The organism is Pseudomonas typographi, from assembly GCF_014694385.1.
Lineage (GTDB): Bacteria > Pseudomonadota > Gammaproteobacteria > Pseudomonadales > Pseudomonadaceae > Aquipseudomonas > Aquipseudomonas typographi.
Genome location: NZ_JAAOCA010000013.1, coordinates 62,597 through 78,550, shown reverse-complemented (window position 1 = coordinate 78,550; position 15,954 = coordinate 62,597). Strand labels below are relative to the sequence as shown.

The following is a 15,954-nucleotide window of genomic DNA, read 5'->3' as shown; positions in this document are numbered from 1 at the left end:
GCGCCGCGGGTGGTCCTTACGCCGATACTCTTCGCGGGCGTTCACGCAGAGCCTCGTTTTCCAACTGCATGCCTGCAATCGCGGGCGCTGCCGGTGCAATGTCGCCGGCCTTAGGCTTGAGCAGATAGACGGCGAGGCTGGGCACGATCACCAATGCACCGACCATGTTCCACAGGAACATGAACGCTAGCAGAATGCCCATGTCTGCCTGGAACTTGATCGGTGACCAGATCCAGGTAGCGACTGCCACCGACAGCGTTATGCCAATGAGCGCAACCACTTTGCCGGTAAACAGCAACGACCGCCGGTAGGCCTCGCGGACCGAACAACCCTGGCGTAAATGTGAGAGGTAAACGGTCAACAGATAAAGGGAGTAGTCGATACCGATGCCCACCCCCAATGCAATCACCGGCAGCGTCGCGACCTTTACGCCAATGCCCAGCATCACCATCAACGCTTCGGCCAGTACCGAGGTCACTGCCAGCGGCAACACCGCCACGAGCACCGCGCGCCAACTGCGAAACGTCACCAGGCACAGGACAATGACCACCGCATACACCAGCCCGAGCATTTGGTAATTGGCCCTGGCGACGGTCTGGTTGGTTGCCGCCTCGATCCCTGCATTGCCGGCGGCCAAAAGAAACTGCCGGTCGGCCGTGTTGTGGGTAGCGGCAAAGGCCTCCACCAGCTTCACCACGGACGACAGCGTTTCGGCCTTGTGGTCGGTCAAAAAAGCAATGATCGGGGCTACGGTGCGGCCATCATTGACCATTTCCGGGCTGGCTGCATTGACATTGTTGATCGACTCGTTGAGCACCGCCGGATCGCGGTTGATCGTGATCCATTTCGGTGTTCCTTCGAACCCCGCGGCCGTCAGCGGCCTGCCCAGGCTGGCCAGCGAGCTGGTGGTCTGGACGCCAGGCAAGTCCCTGAGTTGCTGCTCCAACCGGTCCATTTCCATCACGCTTTCGAAATTGTCCAGGCGATTTTTCGGGTTGGTAACGATCACCGCGAACTGATCACTGGACAGCTGGTAGTGCTGGGTAATGAAGGTGTCGTCCCGATTGTATTCGGAGTCGGCCCGAAGCTCCGGCGCGCCCGCGTCGAGATCACCGATCTTGAGCTGGCGCGAAACGACAAGCCCGCCCAGGGTGAGGGCCACGGTGCCCAGCAGCACCCAGCGTGCTACGCGCGGGTCCGTGAACGTGAGCAGGCCCTTGATAACCGGATGTTCTCTGCCGTCGCTGCTGCGCATGGCACGCGCGGCAGCTTTAGCCCCAACGCCGGTGTAAGACAACAGCACCGGCAACAACAATAGGTTAGTGAGGGTCAGGATCGCTACGCCGATACTGGCTTGCAGGGCCAGGTCGCGGATGGCCGGAATATCAATGATAGACAACACGGCGAACCCCACCGCATCGGCCATCAAGGCCGTCAGGCCGGCGAGAAACAGCCGCCGGAATGTATACCGCGCAGCGACATAACGGTGGGTACCGCGGCCAATGTCCTGCATGATCCCGTTCATCTTTTGGGCGCCGTGGGACACCCCGATGGCGAAGATCATGAACGGCACCAATACCGAAAAGGGGTCCAATACATACCCGATCAAGTGCATAAGGCCCAACTGCCATACCACCGCGGTCAACGAGCACGCGATCACCAGCGCAGTGCTGCGCACACAGCGGGTGTAAGCGTAAATGATGGCCGTCACCAGCAACGCCGCGACCAGAAAATACACCATGACCTGCAGGAGCCCATGGATCAGATCACCGGCCAGTTTGGCGAAACCAATGATATGGATGCGTACCCCCTTGACTTCATATTCCGCTTTAAGTGCCTGCATTTGATCGCGCAGCTGTTTGTAGTCCAGTGGCTGGCCCGTCACCCCATCTCGCTCGAGCAGCGGAATGAACACCATGCTGGAGTGCTGATCGTTGGCCACCAGTGAACCGACGATGCCTGATCGGTAGATATTCTGGCGCAGCTTTTCCAAGGCTTGGGGCGATCCGTCATAGTCCTGCGGCATCACCGGGCCGCCGTCGAAGCCGTTCTCGGTAATTTCGGTCCAACGCACCACCGGCATCCACAGCGACTTCATAAACGAACGGTCCACCCCCGGTAACAGGAAAAGTTTATCATTCAGCTCGCGCAGCGTCGCGATGTAGGCAGGGTCATAGATATCGCCACTGGGGTTTTCGACCACCCACCGTAGCGAGTTGCCCAGCCCGCGCAACGACGCGGCGTTGGCTTTGTAGTTTTCGATGTAGGGGTGGGAGGAAGGCATCATTTTGTCAAAACTGGCATTGACGCCCAGGCGCAAGGCGCAGAACGCCAGGCCAATCGTCACGGCCGCACAGGCCAGTACAATGGCAAAGCGGTTGTTGAAAATAAGCCGCTCGAAAGTGGACCCGGAGCGGGTATCGAAATCCTCTACCCGTCCGATGACAGGCATGTGGTCAAGTGGCGCGCTCGAAAATGACATGTCATGTACCTGTGATGGGGCATTATTGCGACGGCAGTCGCTGTTCGATCACGCCGCTAAGCCCGGTTAACGCAACTGCACTGCCATGCAGCGGGATAACCGAGGTCAGCCGCATGTATCGATCCAGGCTTACCATACGAAAGCTGTCCGCATTGTCGTCACCCAGTAACAACTGGCCGGCGCTGTTGACCAGCACGAAGCCGGCGGCGGGCAACGCAGTGCCCGCCGTGATGGTGGCCTGCGACGGGCTTTTTACAGGGGCCCAGGTGCTGCCGTTGTCTTGGCTGCGGTAAAGGGTGCCGCGCAAGCCATAGGCCAATAGCATTCGGGCATTACCAGCAATGCCGAAAAAGCTGCCCGTATAGCCGGTGGCGATTCGCTCGAAGCGTTGGCTACCCGGTTCGAGGCGGAACACGTTGCCTTGCTCGGCGGCGATGTAGATCCGCCCGTTGATCCCACGAATGCTGTTGAGGTGCAAACCGTCAGGGTTATCGATATGGAGCAGCCATGACTCCCAGGTTTTACCGCCGTCGTGGGTTGCCATGATATTGCCGAATGCCCCTACCACATAGCCATGGGCAACGTCGCTGAACCACACGTCCAGATAGGGTAAGGCGGGGCCAGAGCGGTAGTTGGCGTCGATAACGCCGAGTGCCTGGGCCGCCGCCTCATCCCCGCCATTGGCCAGTGGTTCATAGTAATCCCGCGCTTGTGCCTGGGCCGTGCGCCCGTCCATTTGCTTGGTCCAGGTCTGGCCAGCATCGGCCGAATGCAGAATGACGCCGTCGTGGCCCACGGCCCAACCCTGGTGTGGATCAGCAAATTGCACGGCCAATAGATCGCTCTGCACCGGGACGTTCGCCTGTTTCCAGGTAGCGCCCTGGTCGTCGGTATACATGATCAAACCGCGCAGCCCGACCGCCACTAGCCGGTCACCGGCGCGCGCGATGCCGATCAGCGATCGCTCAGCCAGTTTCGACTGGGCGATCGCAGGAACATCCAGCGTGTCCTGAAATGCATTGGCATCCTTGGCCGTGGTAGCCAGCGCGCCGCTACTTACCGCCCATGCGGCCAACATCGCGCAGCAACCACGCACCAGGCCTCGGTTTTTTGCTTCGGGGAAACTGTTCATCCAAGCGCACTCCTTGGGCCCTGGTGCACACCGCGCACGGTTTGCTCCGGCAAGCAACCTAGTGTGGTGTTTCAAAAGTTGGCTGCACGCTTTTTGACGGTGCTTTTTGTTACCGGGCTGCGTTGCCGCACCTTGCCCGGCAGCTACACTCACGCGTCAATTCTCGTGCGAACGTCTTAAACACCGCGCTATCGAACGCCACCGGACAAAGACGCCGGGGTGAGTTTTATCTGCAAGCCGTCGGTTGAGGTGTAGCTCCGGTTGAAATAGCCATCGTCGGTGGCGCCGTAGTTCATGATGAAGTAGTTGCCCTTGAGCAAATCGTTGAAACCCACCGTCATGTTGTTCACCCCGCCTACATCGTAAGTAGGGAAGGTGTAGGTGGCGCCGGCACGCCACAGATTGCCCGCGTCGTCGTAGGATTCGTTGGCGACCACGCAATTGCAGTCTTCATCGACATAGAAACGGCGCAGTTTGTATGCATGGCGCGCATCGGCCTTGCGATGCGCTTCCACAACCCAAACCCGGTGTTTTTCATAACGGACGGACTCCGGCTTGAGGGTCGTCTTGCCCAGCGATTGCTCGGCCTTGATCGTCTGGGTCAGCGGGAACGAGTTGTATGGCACGATCATTTCTTTTTTGCCTACCAAGGTGAAGTCGAAGCGGTCCATACGCCCCACGAAGCCTGTTAGTTCGTCCCAGAACAACGCGCCGCCGTAGGCGGCAATGGGCAGATCGTAGGCGAATTCCGGGGCGGTCCTCACCCGACGCTGGCCCGGCGTGTAGAACCAGACGCGCTGCCCACCGTCGGCGGCGGTCGGCAGATAAAAATTGAGGAAAAAGGTACCCGCCGCAGACGGCGGCGAGATCAGGTCGGAGGACACCACATAGGTTGCATCGAAGGTTCTCTTGCGCAGTTCGCCGGTCTGCTCCGACCACGGCCGGATAAACATTTGGTGCGTGGACGGAATGGTGGTAATGCCACCGTTAGGGTCGACCAGAAAAGCCTTATTGATCTGGGCCATCACGGCGGGGCCGAAGGACATTTTGTGATTCCACATCACCTCGTAGCCGTCCTTTGGAATGGGGAACGGTACGCCAGCGAACGGCAAGCCATCGGCCGCGGCGCCCTTGAGACTGTCGCCGGTGACCTGCCCGGTCATCTGCGCTGTCGTCGCGTTTTTCCTTGTGTTGGCCAACGCCCAGTCGGGGTACCAGACGGTACGGTGAGTCGGGTATACATCGACGCGAAACGTATCCGGGTACTTCTTGAGCAGAGCCTTCGTGCCCTCAGTCAGCACAGTGTCGTACTGGGCAGCGTTTTTTGAATTGATCGTGTAAACAGGTTTTTCGTCCTTGAAGGGGTCTACATAGGTCTGATCTTTCTCGCGGTTGTACCCGGGTACGGATTTGAGGCCGCCTGTATAGGCCGGGATCGAACCGTCGGCATTGGCGCCGGCGATCGCCCCGAATGCAGTCAAGCGGGTACCCAGGTCTGCGGCCTGGGCCTCGGAAACTTGCCCATGGGCAACGTTGCTGAGCAAAACCGAAGCCAGGGCGCTGGCCAGCAGTGTCGGAAGTGGCATTAGTTTGATCATTGTTCTCACCTTGTTTTTATTATCAGAACGACGTTTTGTACGACAGCGACACCCAGCCTTTATCGTTCAGTGCGTACGGGCCATTGCCGCCGCGATAGGCCGATTCACCGTTCGGGCCGCTGGCAGTCCTGCCCTGATGGCTCCAGTAGTAATCCTGGTACTGCAACGTGACCTGATGCACTTGTTTGTAGTTGGCGCGAATACCAATCGAATACACCAACGAGTCTTCTGCATAGAAGGAACCGGCGGCATAGGCGGGGTTACCCTTCACCCCATAAGTGGCCGACACCGGCAGGCTCATGTCCAGCGACGGGCCGACCTGCAGCCATTGGGGTTCGAAAAGAAACGCCACCGCGACCGCATCGCGGGTGGCACAACCTGCCTTGACCCCGCCACCGTTGCACCCCGAATAGCCCTTGCCGTTGTACACATCTTTGTTCTCGGTCACCCTGTCGAGGTGGGTGTAGGTGACTTCCGCCAGCAGGGTACCGGCGTCCCACAGCGGCGTGGTCCCCAGCTGCGTGAAGGTGTTGGCGAGTACGTTGACAATGTTGCCGCGGGCGCCTTCACGGTAGGGGTCGCTCATATCGACCCCGAACTCAGGGCGAGTGAAGGTACTGTTCAGCGCGGTGTCGGTGCGGTAGTTGAGCTCAAAGCCATAACTGGTGGCGCCCACTGTCGTTTCGTACGACAGCCCGTAAAGCTTGACGTTTTCGCCGTAATTCAAATGAACATTGCCACCCACCCCGAGCTGCCCTTCCGCCAGCGTCCAGGGTTGGGTTTCATCCAACCGCCGGTAGTAGAAGCCGATCGAGCCATTGGCCCACTCAGGCGACCAAGACGCGCGCAAACCGAAGTTGTTATTGATGGCCTTCAGCCCATGATCATTACCGGCGGTAAACCCCGAGCCGAATTGAAAGGCGCTGCTGTCGGGCCCTCTATACAACAGGTCTGAGGGGGCGAGAAAAGTGCCGGATTCCGGATAGCGGTTTTCCGCATTCTCGAGAAAATATTGCGCCCCCACGGTCAAGGTCGGCGTCAACTCGCTGACCAGGTTCACCTGCGTGCGCGGCAGGAACAGTTCCTTGACTTCGGAGCCCGGTTGCGTAAAGCCCTTGATGTAATCTACGGCGTGCTGCCCGTAAGAGATACTGCTAAAGCCGAAGAACAGGGCATTACCCCACTGCTGGGTAAACCGACCGACTTTGGCATACACCGGCTTGTCATCAATTTGGAAGTTCTGAAAAACGAATGCGTCCAGTAATTCGGCGCCGCGCATGTGGTACTTTTTGGTGCGGCTGGAATAGCGATCATTGTCATAGGCCGACCCGTAGCCCGGGTTGGGGTTGTTTTCCACATGATCGTCGTAGGCGAGATCTTTCCACGCCGAACCGGATACCCGTACCCCGATCCTGTCTTGATAAACGGCCTGCGCTTCCACCAAGCCCTGTAAACGGTTGGTCACCAGGTCGCCACGGTTGAACTTGTAATCGCTTTGTGAATGCGCGACATCGTTACTGATGCCTTTGTCACGGCCCTCGGCACGCCAACCCGTGGTGTATTGCAGCGTGGTGTCGAGGTTGATGGCCCAGTCAGGGTTCCCGGTATTAAAACTGTAGGCGGCAGCGTAACCCGCAAAGCAGCTCGTGGAGGCAATGAGTGCCATGGCGCAGGTGAGCGGTTTTGGTCTGGCGGCGATGTTTTGTTTAATTTTTATTTTCATCTTCCTCTCCATCGGGTAAGCCCTATGCGCAGGGTTCAGGGCTTATTCAGAGCACGGCCTATCAAGCAGCAGCATTACAACAGCCAAGTTGAACGTGTTATTGGGTTCACATTGGGCCGGCTCAGCTTTCTTTGGCGCAGGTGTGGGCCTCAGGTGCACACGGCGGCGCACCTTGTGGACACACTGGGCTTATTTAGGCAGCTTGATTTTTGGGGCCACTTCCCGCGAAATCAATTCAAGGGATTTGAACCAGGGCGAGGGGTCGTCGACATAGTCATGGGCCTCCACCTGCAAGGTTCCCCAGCCCCCGGCTTTGGCGAATAACGTGTTGATTTTCTCGGCCACAGTGTCGGGGGAGCCCACAATGAATACATTGTCGACAAGCCACTCCAGGTCCACATCCTTGGCGCTGGCGCCTTTGTCCTTGATGAACCCGTCCATCATTCCGAAGCGCCACCATATTGGAATGAGGTAGCGTTGGAAGCAGTAACCAATCGGCCCTTCCATGACCAAGCGTTTGGCTTCTTTGTCGGTGTCGGCAACGAATACGGTTTGCGACACCGCATGGTTGGAGCGCAGCGGCGTGTAGCCCGCTTTGACGGCCGCCTCTGAGTAGGTGTCCCAATGGCTTTTCAATGCATCCAGCCCGGAGAAGATCGAGACCGGTTTGAAGCCCCTCTCGCCCGCCAGGCGCATGGACGGAGAGTTGAAGCTGAACCCCGTCACGGCGATATCGGGCTTGCCACCCCATGGGCTGAAATCAGCCAGCATGTGTTGCTCATCACCGCCCTCTTCAACCCGCTCTTCTTCTGGATAACCCGCTTTCCAAAACTTACCCTCATGAAAGAACGGCTCGCGTTTCCAAATTTTTTCCATGATCTGCAACGACTCACGCACCATATCGTTGAGGAATTTAGTGTCTTCCCCGCCTTTGATGCCATGGATGTAAGACGCCTGGGGATAGGCGCCGGCGCCAATACCCAGGAAGTAACGGCCCTCAAGGATCTGTGAGAGCCAGCCGATCATGATAGCCAGTTTGGCCGGGTGCTGGTGGGGCAGGATGTGCGCCATCGGCGCGAACTTGATGGTTTCGGTTTGAAGCGCCGCCGCGGCGATGATCAGTTCCGGGTTGGGAATGTTTTCCCATCGCTGCGAGGCATGTTCGGAAATCATCATGGAACTGAAACCTGCCTTGTCGGCGGCAATGGCGCTTTGCACACCCCAATCGAATGTCTGCCGGGCGGTACGGCCAGGCTTCATGTAGGGGTGGAAAATCAAACCGGTTTGCATAGACATGTTGTTTCTATCCTCTCTTCTTATTGACTTTTTCTAGATAAAAAACAGGCAGGCCACACTGCGCGTGGCGGGGCGGGCGCCACGCATATTGTGGTAACTTGCCAGGACTATCCTCTTGTTCAAGAACCAAGTCAACATATGCGTTGAACGACTTGACACATGACCATAGAGCCTTGCAGCAAGGGGCATTAACTGGTTATTTTCGCTTCAAGGCTGGCCCTGGAACGCTCCTCTTCGGCGTCTCTGACACGCTGGCGAAGAACATTCTTGTTAACCTTGGTCGCCGACATAGGCCATGCCCCAGGCTGGACGAAATAGATCTCCCGCGGGACCTTGTAGTTGGCGATACGCCCCTTGCAGAAAGCGATGAGGTCTTGCTCTGTGGCGGTGCTTGCCGGTTGCAATTCGACGAACGCCACCGGCACTTCATCCAGCCGCGGGTCCGGGCGCCCAACGACTTCGGCCAGCTTGACCGCGGGGTGGCTGCAGAGAAACGCCTCTACTTCGAACGCAGCGACGTTCTCGCCACCGACCTTGAGCATGTCTTTGAAGCGACCGTTGAACACCAAGCCGCCCCATTCGTCTTGCCGGTACAGGTCACCGGTATGAAGCCACCCTTGCTCGTCCAGCGCCTGGGCGGTTTTTTCCGGGTCACGGTAATAGCCACTCATCACGCAGTAACCACGCACCAGTATCTCGCCCGTCTGCCCCGGCTCCACCTCATGACCGGTGTGCGGATCGACAAGGCGAATTTCGACGCCAGGGGCTGGCCTGCCATGGCTGGTACGCCGTTGTTGCAGGCTGTCTTGCGGCGAACTCAAGGCGAAAATGCCGGACGTCTCGGTCATGCCGCAGGCCTGAAGCACCTCGGCCGCGGGGAACAACGTCTGCACCCGCTCTACGAGGCTGGGCGGGGTGATCAGGATGATCGTGCGCAAGGTCTGCAACCGCTGGGGGTCGAAACTCGGGTCATTCAACAGTGCCTGGACCACGGCGGGAAACCACGGCCATATTGTGGTCACGCCCTCGCGCATCATCAACTGCAATGCCCGGGCCGGTTCAAAATAGATGTCGGTCAGGTACGTTGCGCCCGCCCCTATCGAGCCGATGAAGGGCGCCAGCGAGCCGATATGAAACAACGGGCCACCGCCCCAGATCACGTCGTGGTCGCTGTTGCGAAACCTCGTTCGTGCCCGCTCAACCGCACCGCGAGTCAGGGCTTCGTGGGTGAGCATGCAGCCCTTGGGGTGGGCCGTGGTACCGGAGGTATAAACCGTCACCGCTACATCGCGCACCTGCACGCAGCGCCGTAGGTGATGCACCTCGGACACGTCCACGTCCTGTGCCGAGGCCTGGAACTGCTCGAACCCGACGAAGCCCGGCCGATCATTCCCGCATAACAGCACGGCGCAACGCAGGTCAGGGGCCTCGGGCAAGACAAGGTGGGTGGGGTCCACGGCGTCGGCCAAGGTGGGCAACGCTTGGGCGAAGAGCGCAGTAAAGTTGACGTATTCGTCAGGCTGCGCGGTGGTCAGAACGGCAGTCAGCCGGGCATTGCCGATGATGTATGCCAGCTCTATCGCTTTGTGCCTGGCATTGAGCGGCACCGCGATGCAGCCGATCAACGCCGTGGCAAAAAAACCGACGATGAATTCATGACAGTTGCCTGACATAAGACCAACGTTATCACCGCGCCTGATACCGAGCGCCAGAAGGCCCCGCGCTGTTTGCAGGGCACCCTCGAGCAACTGGGTGTAGGTAAAACGACTTTCGGGAAAGATGACGGCAAAACGTTCAGGATAAAGCTGTGCGCCACGCACCAGCAGATCGCCTACTGATGTTACCTCGCACCACTCGTTCACAATCGCCATGTCGCATTGCTCCAGAGGGGGTGTACATGAGCCTTGAAAGGCCGACACCCTGATTATTGTTATTGGAGTAACCGAAGACTGCCGTGCAGGTTATACGTCCCCGTGAAGGGCCATGGGTGCCGGGGCAACCTAGGCTACGCCGGTGGCTGCGTAGGCGCCGCACCGCTCATCTGCCGGTCCACTGTGGCAAGCGTTTCTCCTGGAAAGCCAAACGCCCTTCCAGGCGGTCACCACTGCCTGCATAAGCTTCTATGGGTTCATACCGTGTGCCAAGTGCTGCGTTAAGCGACAAGGTCAGACCATGGATGGCGGCCTGTTTGGCGGCCTGGTTAGCCAACGGTGAGGCCTGCAGCACTTTAGCGGCCCAACGTGCGGTGGCCGCTTCAAGCTCGCTGAAGGGCACCACCTCGTTGACCAGGCCATACTTGAGCGCGTCTTCGGCAGGTAGCCGGTCTCCGGTGAGGATCATCGCCATCGCCACGCGCTGCGGAAGCTGGCGAACCGCCCGATGCAGCACGCCGCATTCACCAATGATTCCCGCCTTGGTTTCTGGTACAGCAAACACCGCCGACTCGGCTGCGATGATGATATCGGCGCACATCGCCAACTCGAACCCTCCCCCCAGCACATACCCCTGAACGGCTGCTATCAGGGGCTTGGTCAATGTCACCAAGGGGCCGCCGATGCCGGTCAAGCCGCCAGCCAGCGCCATGCGGGACGTGCGTTCGGTCCCTGCGGTCACGTCTGCGCCAACACAGAATGCGCGCTCGCCCTCGGCGCTCAGAACAGCGACCCAGATATCCGGGTCGCTGTTGATTTCGTGCCACGCCGCATGGAGCGATTGGTCCATTGTATCGCTGATGGCGTTCAGCGACTTGGGGCGGTTAAGCCGCACGAAGGCCACGTGGCCATCTTTGTAAAATTCGATATCTGCCATGGTTAAGTCTCACTCGGTTCGGTCAGGCACGGCCAATGGGGTTGGCTTCCTTGACGTGGAAATCTTGGGAGCCGGCATTGCACAGCACCCGTTTGCGAAAGCGCCACACGCCATCGACTTTCACCACGTCGTCGCGGTACTGCCCCCACACATAGCTGTCTGGCCGTTCGCGGCTGTACCGATGCCAGGCGTAAACCACCGAGCGTACGCGTGCAGCTTCATCACTCGTAAACTCAATGACGATGTTCGACACATGATGGCTGGTAGCGACAAAGTAGCTGCCAATGCCGTCCAGGGTCTTGGCATATGCCTCACGCCCGACGGCACCGAAATTGGGTGCGTAGGAAATTTCACAGTCTTCCACGAAGAGCTCACCCAGCTGCTGCGGATGGTTCATGTCCAGGTGAAAGGCGTAATCATAGATCAAGGTGCGGATGGCTTCCGCGGCTTCCAGGCGCTGTAAACGCGCCAAAAGACTTTGCAAATCCACGGGCTGAGTCATTTGTTCTTATGCTCCAGTTGTCAACACAGGAGTTGATAATAGGATCGTAAATCGCCGTAGTCAACATGAGTGTGGAACGATATTTACAATGATCAACATGTACGTTGACATGGCCGAGACGGCATCGCATGATTGCCGCACAAGCCAAGAAACGGAGAATAAAAATGAAATTCAACCTGATGCAGACAGGCGTTATCGGGCGCCGTTATGAGATAGAGGCGGGTATGGCCGGGCAGCGCCCCGAGCTTTACCAGCGTTTTTTGAATGAGGTGAAAGACTATGTGCGCCTGGCTGATGACCTTGGCTATGCGGGGTACTGCCAGCCCGAACATCATCTGCAGATCGAAGGCTTTGAAATCAACAACCACCCCGGCATGTTCAGCCTGTTCGTGGGCATGCATTCCAAGCGCCTGAAGGCCGGGATCATGGGCTACACACTGCCTACCCATAACCCGGTGCGCATCGCCGAAGAAATCGCCACGCTAGACCATATGCTGCAGGGCCGCCTGTTCGTCGGCTTCACCCGCGGCTACCATGCCCGTTGGGTAGATGCCTATGCTGCGATCCGTGGCGTATCGGCCACCACGGTCGACATGGTCAAGTCCAAAGACGCAATAGACGACCTGAACCGCGAAATCTTTGAAGAATCCCTGCAGGTGATCAAAAAAGCCTGGACCCATGACGTGTTCAGCCACCAAGGCAAGCATTGGCAGTTCCCGCCTAATGGCGGCTCGGCAGGGCACCCCGCCTACGCGGAATTCGGCAAGGGGATGGACGCCGATGGCATCGTTCGCAAGATTGGCATCGCCCCGCTGTGTTACCAGAAGCCCTACCCGAAGATCTATGGCGGCTTTGCGGGCAGCATGAAGACGGTGGACTTCTGGGCCCGCGAGGGAGGTAAGCCGATCGTGCTGTCAGGCGACCTGGATTTTTGCGAGGCACTCTGGAAGCGCTATAGCGAAAGCGCCAAAGCAGCAGGCAACGATTTGGCCCGGGAAGACATCGCCGCCTGGGGCGGGTTTCTCATGCTCACCTCCGACAAAGGCAAAGCGCGTGATCTGATGGCCGAACATAAATGGTTCTGGGACAAATGGTTTATCCCGTTCGGCCAGCGGATGCCAAACGTGCTGATTGGCTCGGCGGACGAAATCGCCGACCGCATAGGCGAAGCCCACGACCGCCTCGGCTTCCAGGAGCTCTTTCTCATGTTCGGCCAGGGCCATTTGAACCCTGACCAAAACAACGAAGAACTCGAAAAGTTTGCCAGCCTGGTGGCGCCACGCTTCGCCTCCAAAGGCAGCGACGGCATTTTTGCATGAACCCAGCACGCGGCCGGCCCCTTTTAGGGGCCAACTGCGCATGCTTCGCACCCGGAGATCGATATGACCCTTCAGGCACCATCCCCAGAAACCGACTTGATCGATCCAAAACGCTTTCGCCAGGTGTTGGGCCAATACCCCACGGGTGTTTGTGTCGTGACGGCGCTGCAGGCACATGATCAGCCCGCCGCCATGGTGGTAGGGTCGTTCACCTCTGCCTCGCTCGACCCGCCGCTGGTGGCTTTTCTGCCCGACCGCAGTTCGGCCAGTTGGCCGAAGATTCAGCAAGCGGGAAAGTTTTGCGTCAATATCCTCGGTGCCGACCAGGAGGACGTTTGCCGCCGGCTGGCCTCCAAGGCCGCGGACAAGTTCGAAGGCACCGCCTACCGGCTCTCCCCGCTAGGCTCGCCCATCATTGAACACAGTGTGGCGTGGGTCGATTGTGATCTACATGCGGTCCACGAAGCTGGCGACCACTATATCGTGGTGGGCCGGGTTCATGATCTGGAGATCGAGCAAGGCGGCCTGCCCCTGGTATTCTTTCAGGGCAGCTACGGGCAGTTCACACCCTTGGGGCTTGCCTCACCGCTCGAACGAAGCGCAACCAGCGTTTGATCGCTGCGCCGGCGCGCGCTCGCCTTATCTGCCGGAGCGCGCCGCTCCGGCCTTCATGCCATCGAGAAATATCTTGGAAAACGTGCTCGCGATTTCCGCGGCGCCGTACCGGCCCTCCGGCTTGTGCCAGCGGTGGGTCCAATTGAGCATGCCAAACATGGCGTTGGCAGCCAGCACCGGTACCACGTCATCGCGCAGCAGACCTTTGGCAATGCCCTGGTCGATGAGGGCCAATGCGGCCTTTTCGAATCGATGGGTCTGCTGAGCCATGTTTTGCGCCCAGGTCGTGCCTTCCTCGGCGACGATGTGCATTTGCTCCTGTATGTACACATACATGTAGGGGTAGCATTCGTCATAGGAGGTCATCAACAGCGCGATCAGTTTTTCGAGCTTTTGCACCGGGTCGAGTGAACGCATGCGCAGCAGCTTCTCGACCTCGGCAATGTTTTGGTCGACCGCTGCTTTGATAACCTCCTTGAAAAACTCCTCCTTGCTGCCGATGTAGTAGTACACGCTGGCGCGATCGAGGTTGGCACTTTTGGCGATGTCGTTGAGCGTCGTCGCGTTATAGCCTTTGTCCTTGAACAGCATCGCTGCCACCCGCACCAACTCGTCACGCTTGAGCTTATACTCGGCACTGCCGTCGGCCAGGGCCGCGCGCCGTCGCCGTGAAATATTGCTGGTATCGGCCATATAACCCTTTGCTCCTAGGAACGGCAGCGCCGAGCGGTGATCGGCGCTGTAAGTAAACGGTGATGTTAACACCGTTTTGCCGCTGAGTTTCTATCATCAATCGTCACGGTCATCTTGGGTAGCGGCGGTCAGGGGCGTCGTCGGTGCAACGCGATAGTGTGCTATGGCATGTTTGAGCCCAACCGCCTCGATCCACTTTTTCAGCTCGACCACGGGCTTGGAAAAATGCAGCAGGGTGTCCATTTGCGCTGCGGCGTTGCTGGCGTTGCGAAAGCCCATGGACTCGGCCGCGCGGTTGATCGAGAGTTTCTTGATGCGCAATACCTCTGGCGCAATGGTCGCTATCCGCCGGGCGAGGTCTTCAACGATGGCCACCAATTCGCTTGCCGGAACGCAATGATTGGCCCATCCCCACTGCACGGCCGTGGGCCCGTCAATGCTGTTGCCAGGCACAAAGGCAAACTCCTTAGCCCTTTTCGGCCCCACCAGTGGCACCCAAAGCGGGGCGATGTAGCCGCCGCCGATGGGCACCGTGGGCTCGCTGATGCGGGCATTGTCAGCGACCACCGTGATGTCGGCGTACACGCACATCTGCGTGGCCCCAGCCGAACAATAGCCGTGGACAGCGGCAATAATGGGCTTGGGGTGGTCCCACATGGCCAGGTAACGATCAAGGTTACGCTGCAACCGCTCATGATCACTGACCGAGTCCTTGGCGCTGGTCAACTTACCTACTTGATCCAGGTCATATCCCGCCGAAAACCCGCGCCCTTCGCCGCGGATTGCGATGACCGCCCCACCCGCGGTTTTCAGCCGCTGCAAGGCATCACTGAACTCATCGAGCAACTGGTTCGAAAGCGCATTGGCTTTTTCCGGCCGGTTGAGCACAAGCCAGGACAATGGCCCGCGGTGTTCGACGCGAATCGTTTGATAATGAGCGAATATTGACTCGGTGTCGTCAGTCATAGGTCGGCCTCCTGTTGAGTCGGCGCTTGAGAGAACCTCATTGGGCAAGCATGCCGGCGTCTACCAAGTACTCGCCACCGGTGATGTAAGAGGCTTCATCGCTGGCCAGGAACAGCACCAGGTTACTGACCTCCTCAGGCTCGGCGATACGGCCCAAGGGAATCTGGGCCAGCGCATCGCCCCCCTGTTCATCGGTAGCCTCCACCATCATCGGTGTCTCGATGAACCCAGGGTGAACAGAGTTGGCGCGGATGTTGAATCGCCCATATTCGACCGCCGCCGCCTTGGTCATCCCGCGCACAGCGAACTTGCTGGCCACGTACCCCACGTTAGGAAAGCCATAGTTAGCCACCAACCCGGCGATCGAAGAAATATTTACGATCGACCCGATGCCCGCCTTGACCATGGACGGCAGCACCGCTTGCATCCCATAGAACACGGCGTGCTGGTTGATCGTACACACGCGAAGGTAGTCCGCCTCGGTCAGTTCGCAAACACCGGCAACGGGCCCCAGAACACCGGCATTATTGACCAGCACAGTGATCGCACCAAAGCGCTGCTGTGCCTGGTGTACCGTTTGCTGCCAGTCTTCGAGCCGGGTCACGTCCTGATGAACGAACAGCGCATTGTCCTCGCCCAGGGAGCGAGCCAAAGCCGTGCCCTGGGCCTCATCCAAGTCGGTCAGTACGACCTTGGCGCCCTCTTCGACGAACATTCGTGCGTGGGCCGCGCCCATGCCACGCGCGGCGCCAGTGATAATCGCCACTTTATTCTTGAGCCTGGCCATTGGAATATTTCCCTTCTTGTTATTGTTGGAGGC

General features: G+C 58.7%; 13 protein-coding genes. 2 read left to right on the top strand and 11 right to left on the bottom strand.

Annotated features, from left to right (window positions below):
- Positions 1–16: 16 nt before the first annotated feature.
- From HAQ05_RS11940 to HAQ05_RS11905, 8 genes are all read right to left on the bottom strand, one after another.
- Positions 17–2,482, bottom strand: coding sequence for an efflux RND transporter permease subunit (locus HAQ05_RS11940; protein ID WP_190420777.1), 2,466 nt, complete (start codon positions 2,480–2,482; stop codon positions 17–19).
- A gap of 22 nt (positions 2,483–2,504) precedes the next feature.
- Positions 2,505–3,614 (bottom strand): WD40/YVTN/BNR-like repeat-containing protein, encoded by a 1,110-nt coding sequence (locus tag HAQ05_RS11935; protein WP_190420775.1) that lies wholly within the window; start codon positions 3,612–3,614, stop codon positions 2,505–2,507.
- Between the two features lie 188 nt (positions 3,615–3,802).
- Positions 3,803–5,212: a DUF1329 domain-containing protein gene (locus HAQ05_RS11930; RefSeq protein WP_190420773.1), complete on the bottom strand. Its 1,410-nt coding sequence runs from the start codon at positions 5,210–5,212 to the stop codon at positions 3,803–3,805.
- A 22-nt stretch (positions 5,213–5,234) separates the two neighbouring features.
- A complete protein-coding gene (locus HAQ05_RS11925; RefSeq protein WP_190420771.1) occupies positions 5,235–6,947 on the bottom strand; it encodes a DUF1302 domain-containing protein in 1,713 nt (570 codons plus the stop codon).
- Between the two features lie 177 nt (positions 6,948–7,124).
- Entirely contained in the window at positions 7,125–8,231 is a 1,107-nt protein-coding gene (locus HAQ05_RS11920) for an LLM class flavin-dependent oxidoreductase (RefSeq protein WP_190420769.1), read from the bottom strand.
- Between the two features lie 188 nt (positions 8,232–8,419).
- Entirely contained in the window at positions 8,420–10,102 is a 1,683-nt protein-coding gene (locus HAQ05_RS11915; protein ID WP_190420767.1) for a class I adenylate-forming enzyme family protein, read from the bottom strand.
- Positions 10,103–10,268: 166 nt separating this feature from the next.
- Positions 10,269–11,039: an enoyl-CoA hydratase-related protein gene (locus HAQ05_RS11910; RefSeq protein ID WP_190420765.1), complete on the bottom strand. Its 771-nt coding sequence runs from the start codon at positions 11,037–11,039 to the stop codon at positions 10,269–10,271.
- Positions 11,040–11,061: 22 nt separating this feature from the next.
- A complete protein-coding gene (locus tag HAQ05_RS11905) occupies positions 11,062–11,541 on the bottom strand; it encodes a nuclear transport factor 2 family protein (protein ID WP_190420763.1) in 480 nt (159 codons plus the stop codon).
- 164 nt (positions 11,542–11,705) lie between these two features.
- Between HAQ05_RS11905 and HAQ05_RS11900 the strand changes: the two genes are divergently transcribed.
- Both HAQ05_RS11900 and HAQ05_RS11895 read left to right on the top strand, forming a co-directional pair.
- Positions 11,706–12,860, top strand: coding sequence for an LLM class flavin-dependent oxidoreductase (locus HAQ05_RS11900; RefSeq protein ID WP_190420761.1), 1,155 nt, complete (start codon positions 11,706–11,708; stop codon positions 12,858–12,860).
- A 63-nt stretch (positions 12,861–12,923) separates the two neighbouring features.
- Entirely contained in the window at positions 12,924–13,475 is a 552-nt protein-coding gene (locus tag HAQ05_RS11895) for a flavin reductase family protein (protein ID WP_190420759.1), read from the top strand.
- Between the two features lie 24 nt (positions 13,476–13,499).
- On the opposite strand, the gene HAQ05_RS11890 is transcribed toward HAQ05_RS11895, so the two are convergent.
- From HAQ05_RS11890 to HAQ05_RS11880, 3 genes are all read right to left on the bottom strand, one after another.
- Positions 13,500–14,168 carry a TetR/AcrR family transcriptional regulator gene (locus tag HAQ05_RS11890; RefSeq protein ID WP_190420757.1) on the bottom strand — a complete coding sequence of 223 codons (669 nt, stop codon included), beginning with the start codon at positions 14,166–14,168 and terminating at the stop codon, positions 13,500–13,502.
- 96 nt (positions 14,169–14,264) lie between these two features.
- Positions 14,265–15,134, bottom strand: a complete 870-nt coding sequence (locus HAQ05_RS11885) for an enoyl-CoA hydratase/isomerase family protein (protein WP_190420755.1) — start codon at positions 15,132–15,134, stop codon at positions 14,265–14,267.
- Positions 15,135–15,171: 37 nt separating this feature from the next.
- On the bottom strand, positions 15,172–15,921 hold the full coding sequence (locus HAQ05_RS11880; RefSeq protein ID WP_190420753.1) for an SDR family NAD(P)-dependent oxidoreductase: 750 nt from the start codon (positions 15,919–15,921) through the stop codon (positions 15,172–15,174).
- Between the last annotated feature and the right edge of the window lie 33 nt (positions 15,922–15,954).

Bases quoted from the DNA above. Each gene is read 5' to 3' on its own strand.
- HAQ05_RS11900 (WP_190420761.1), top strand. From the start codon at position 11,706: ATGAAATTCAACCTGATGCAGACAGGCGTTATCGGGCGCCGTTATGAG.
- HAQ05_RS11925 (WP_190420771.1), bottom strand. From the start codon at position 6,947: ATGGAGAGGAAGATGAAAATAAAAATTAAACAAAACATCGCCGCCAGA.
- HAQ05_RS11910 (WP_190420765.1), bottom strand. From the start codon at position 11,039: ATGGCAGATATCGAATTTTACAAAGATGGCCACGTGGCCTTCGTGCGG.
- HAQ05_RS11915 (WP_190420767.1), bottom strand. From the start codon at position 10,102: ATGGCGATTGTGAACGAGTGGTGCGAGGTAACATCAGTAGGCGATCTG.
- HAQ05_RS11885 (WP_190420755.1), bottom strand. From the start codon at position 15,134: ATGACTGACGACACCGAGTCAATATTCGCTCATTATCAAACGATTCGC.
- HAQ05_RS11890 (WP_190420757.1), bottom strand. From the start codon at position 14,168: ATGGCCGATACCAGCAATATTTCACGGCGACGGCGCGCGGCCCTGGCC.
- HAQ05_RS11895 (WP_190420759.1), top strand. From the start codon at position 12,924: ATGACCCTTCAGGCACCATCCCCAGAAACCGACTTGATCGATCCAAAA.
- HAQ05_RS11920 (WP_190420769.1), bottom strand. From the start codon at position 8,231: ATGTCTATGCAAACCGGTTTGATTTTCCACCCCTACATGAAGCCTGGC.
- HAQ05_RS11940 (WP_190420777.1), bottom strand. From the start codon at position 2,482: ATGTCATTTTCGAGCGCGCCACTTGACCACATGCCTGTCATCGGACGG.
- HAQ05_RS11880 (WP_190420753.1), bottom strand. From the start codon at position 15,921: ATGGCCAGGCTCAAGAATAAAGTGGCGATTATCACTGGCGCCGCGCGT.
- HAQ05_RS11935 (WP_190420775.1), bottom strand. From the start codon at position 3,614: ATGAACAGTTTCCCCGAAGCAAAAAACCGAGGCCTGGTGCGTGGTTGC.
- HAQ05_RS11905 (WP_190420763.1), bottom strand. From the start codon at position 11,541: ATGACTCAGCCCGTGGATTTGCAAAGTCTTTTGGCGCGTTTACAGCGC.
- HAQ05_RS11930 (WP_190420773.1), bottom strand. From the start codon at position 5,212: ATGATCAAACTAATGCCACTTCCGACACTGCTGGCCAGCGCCCTGGCT.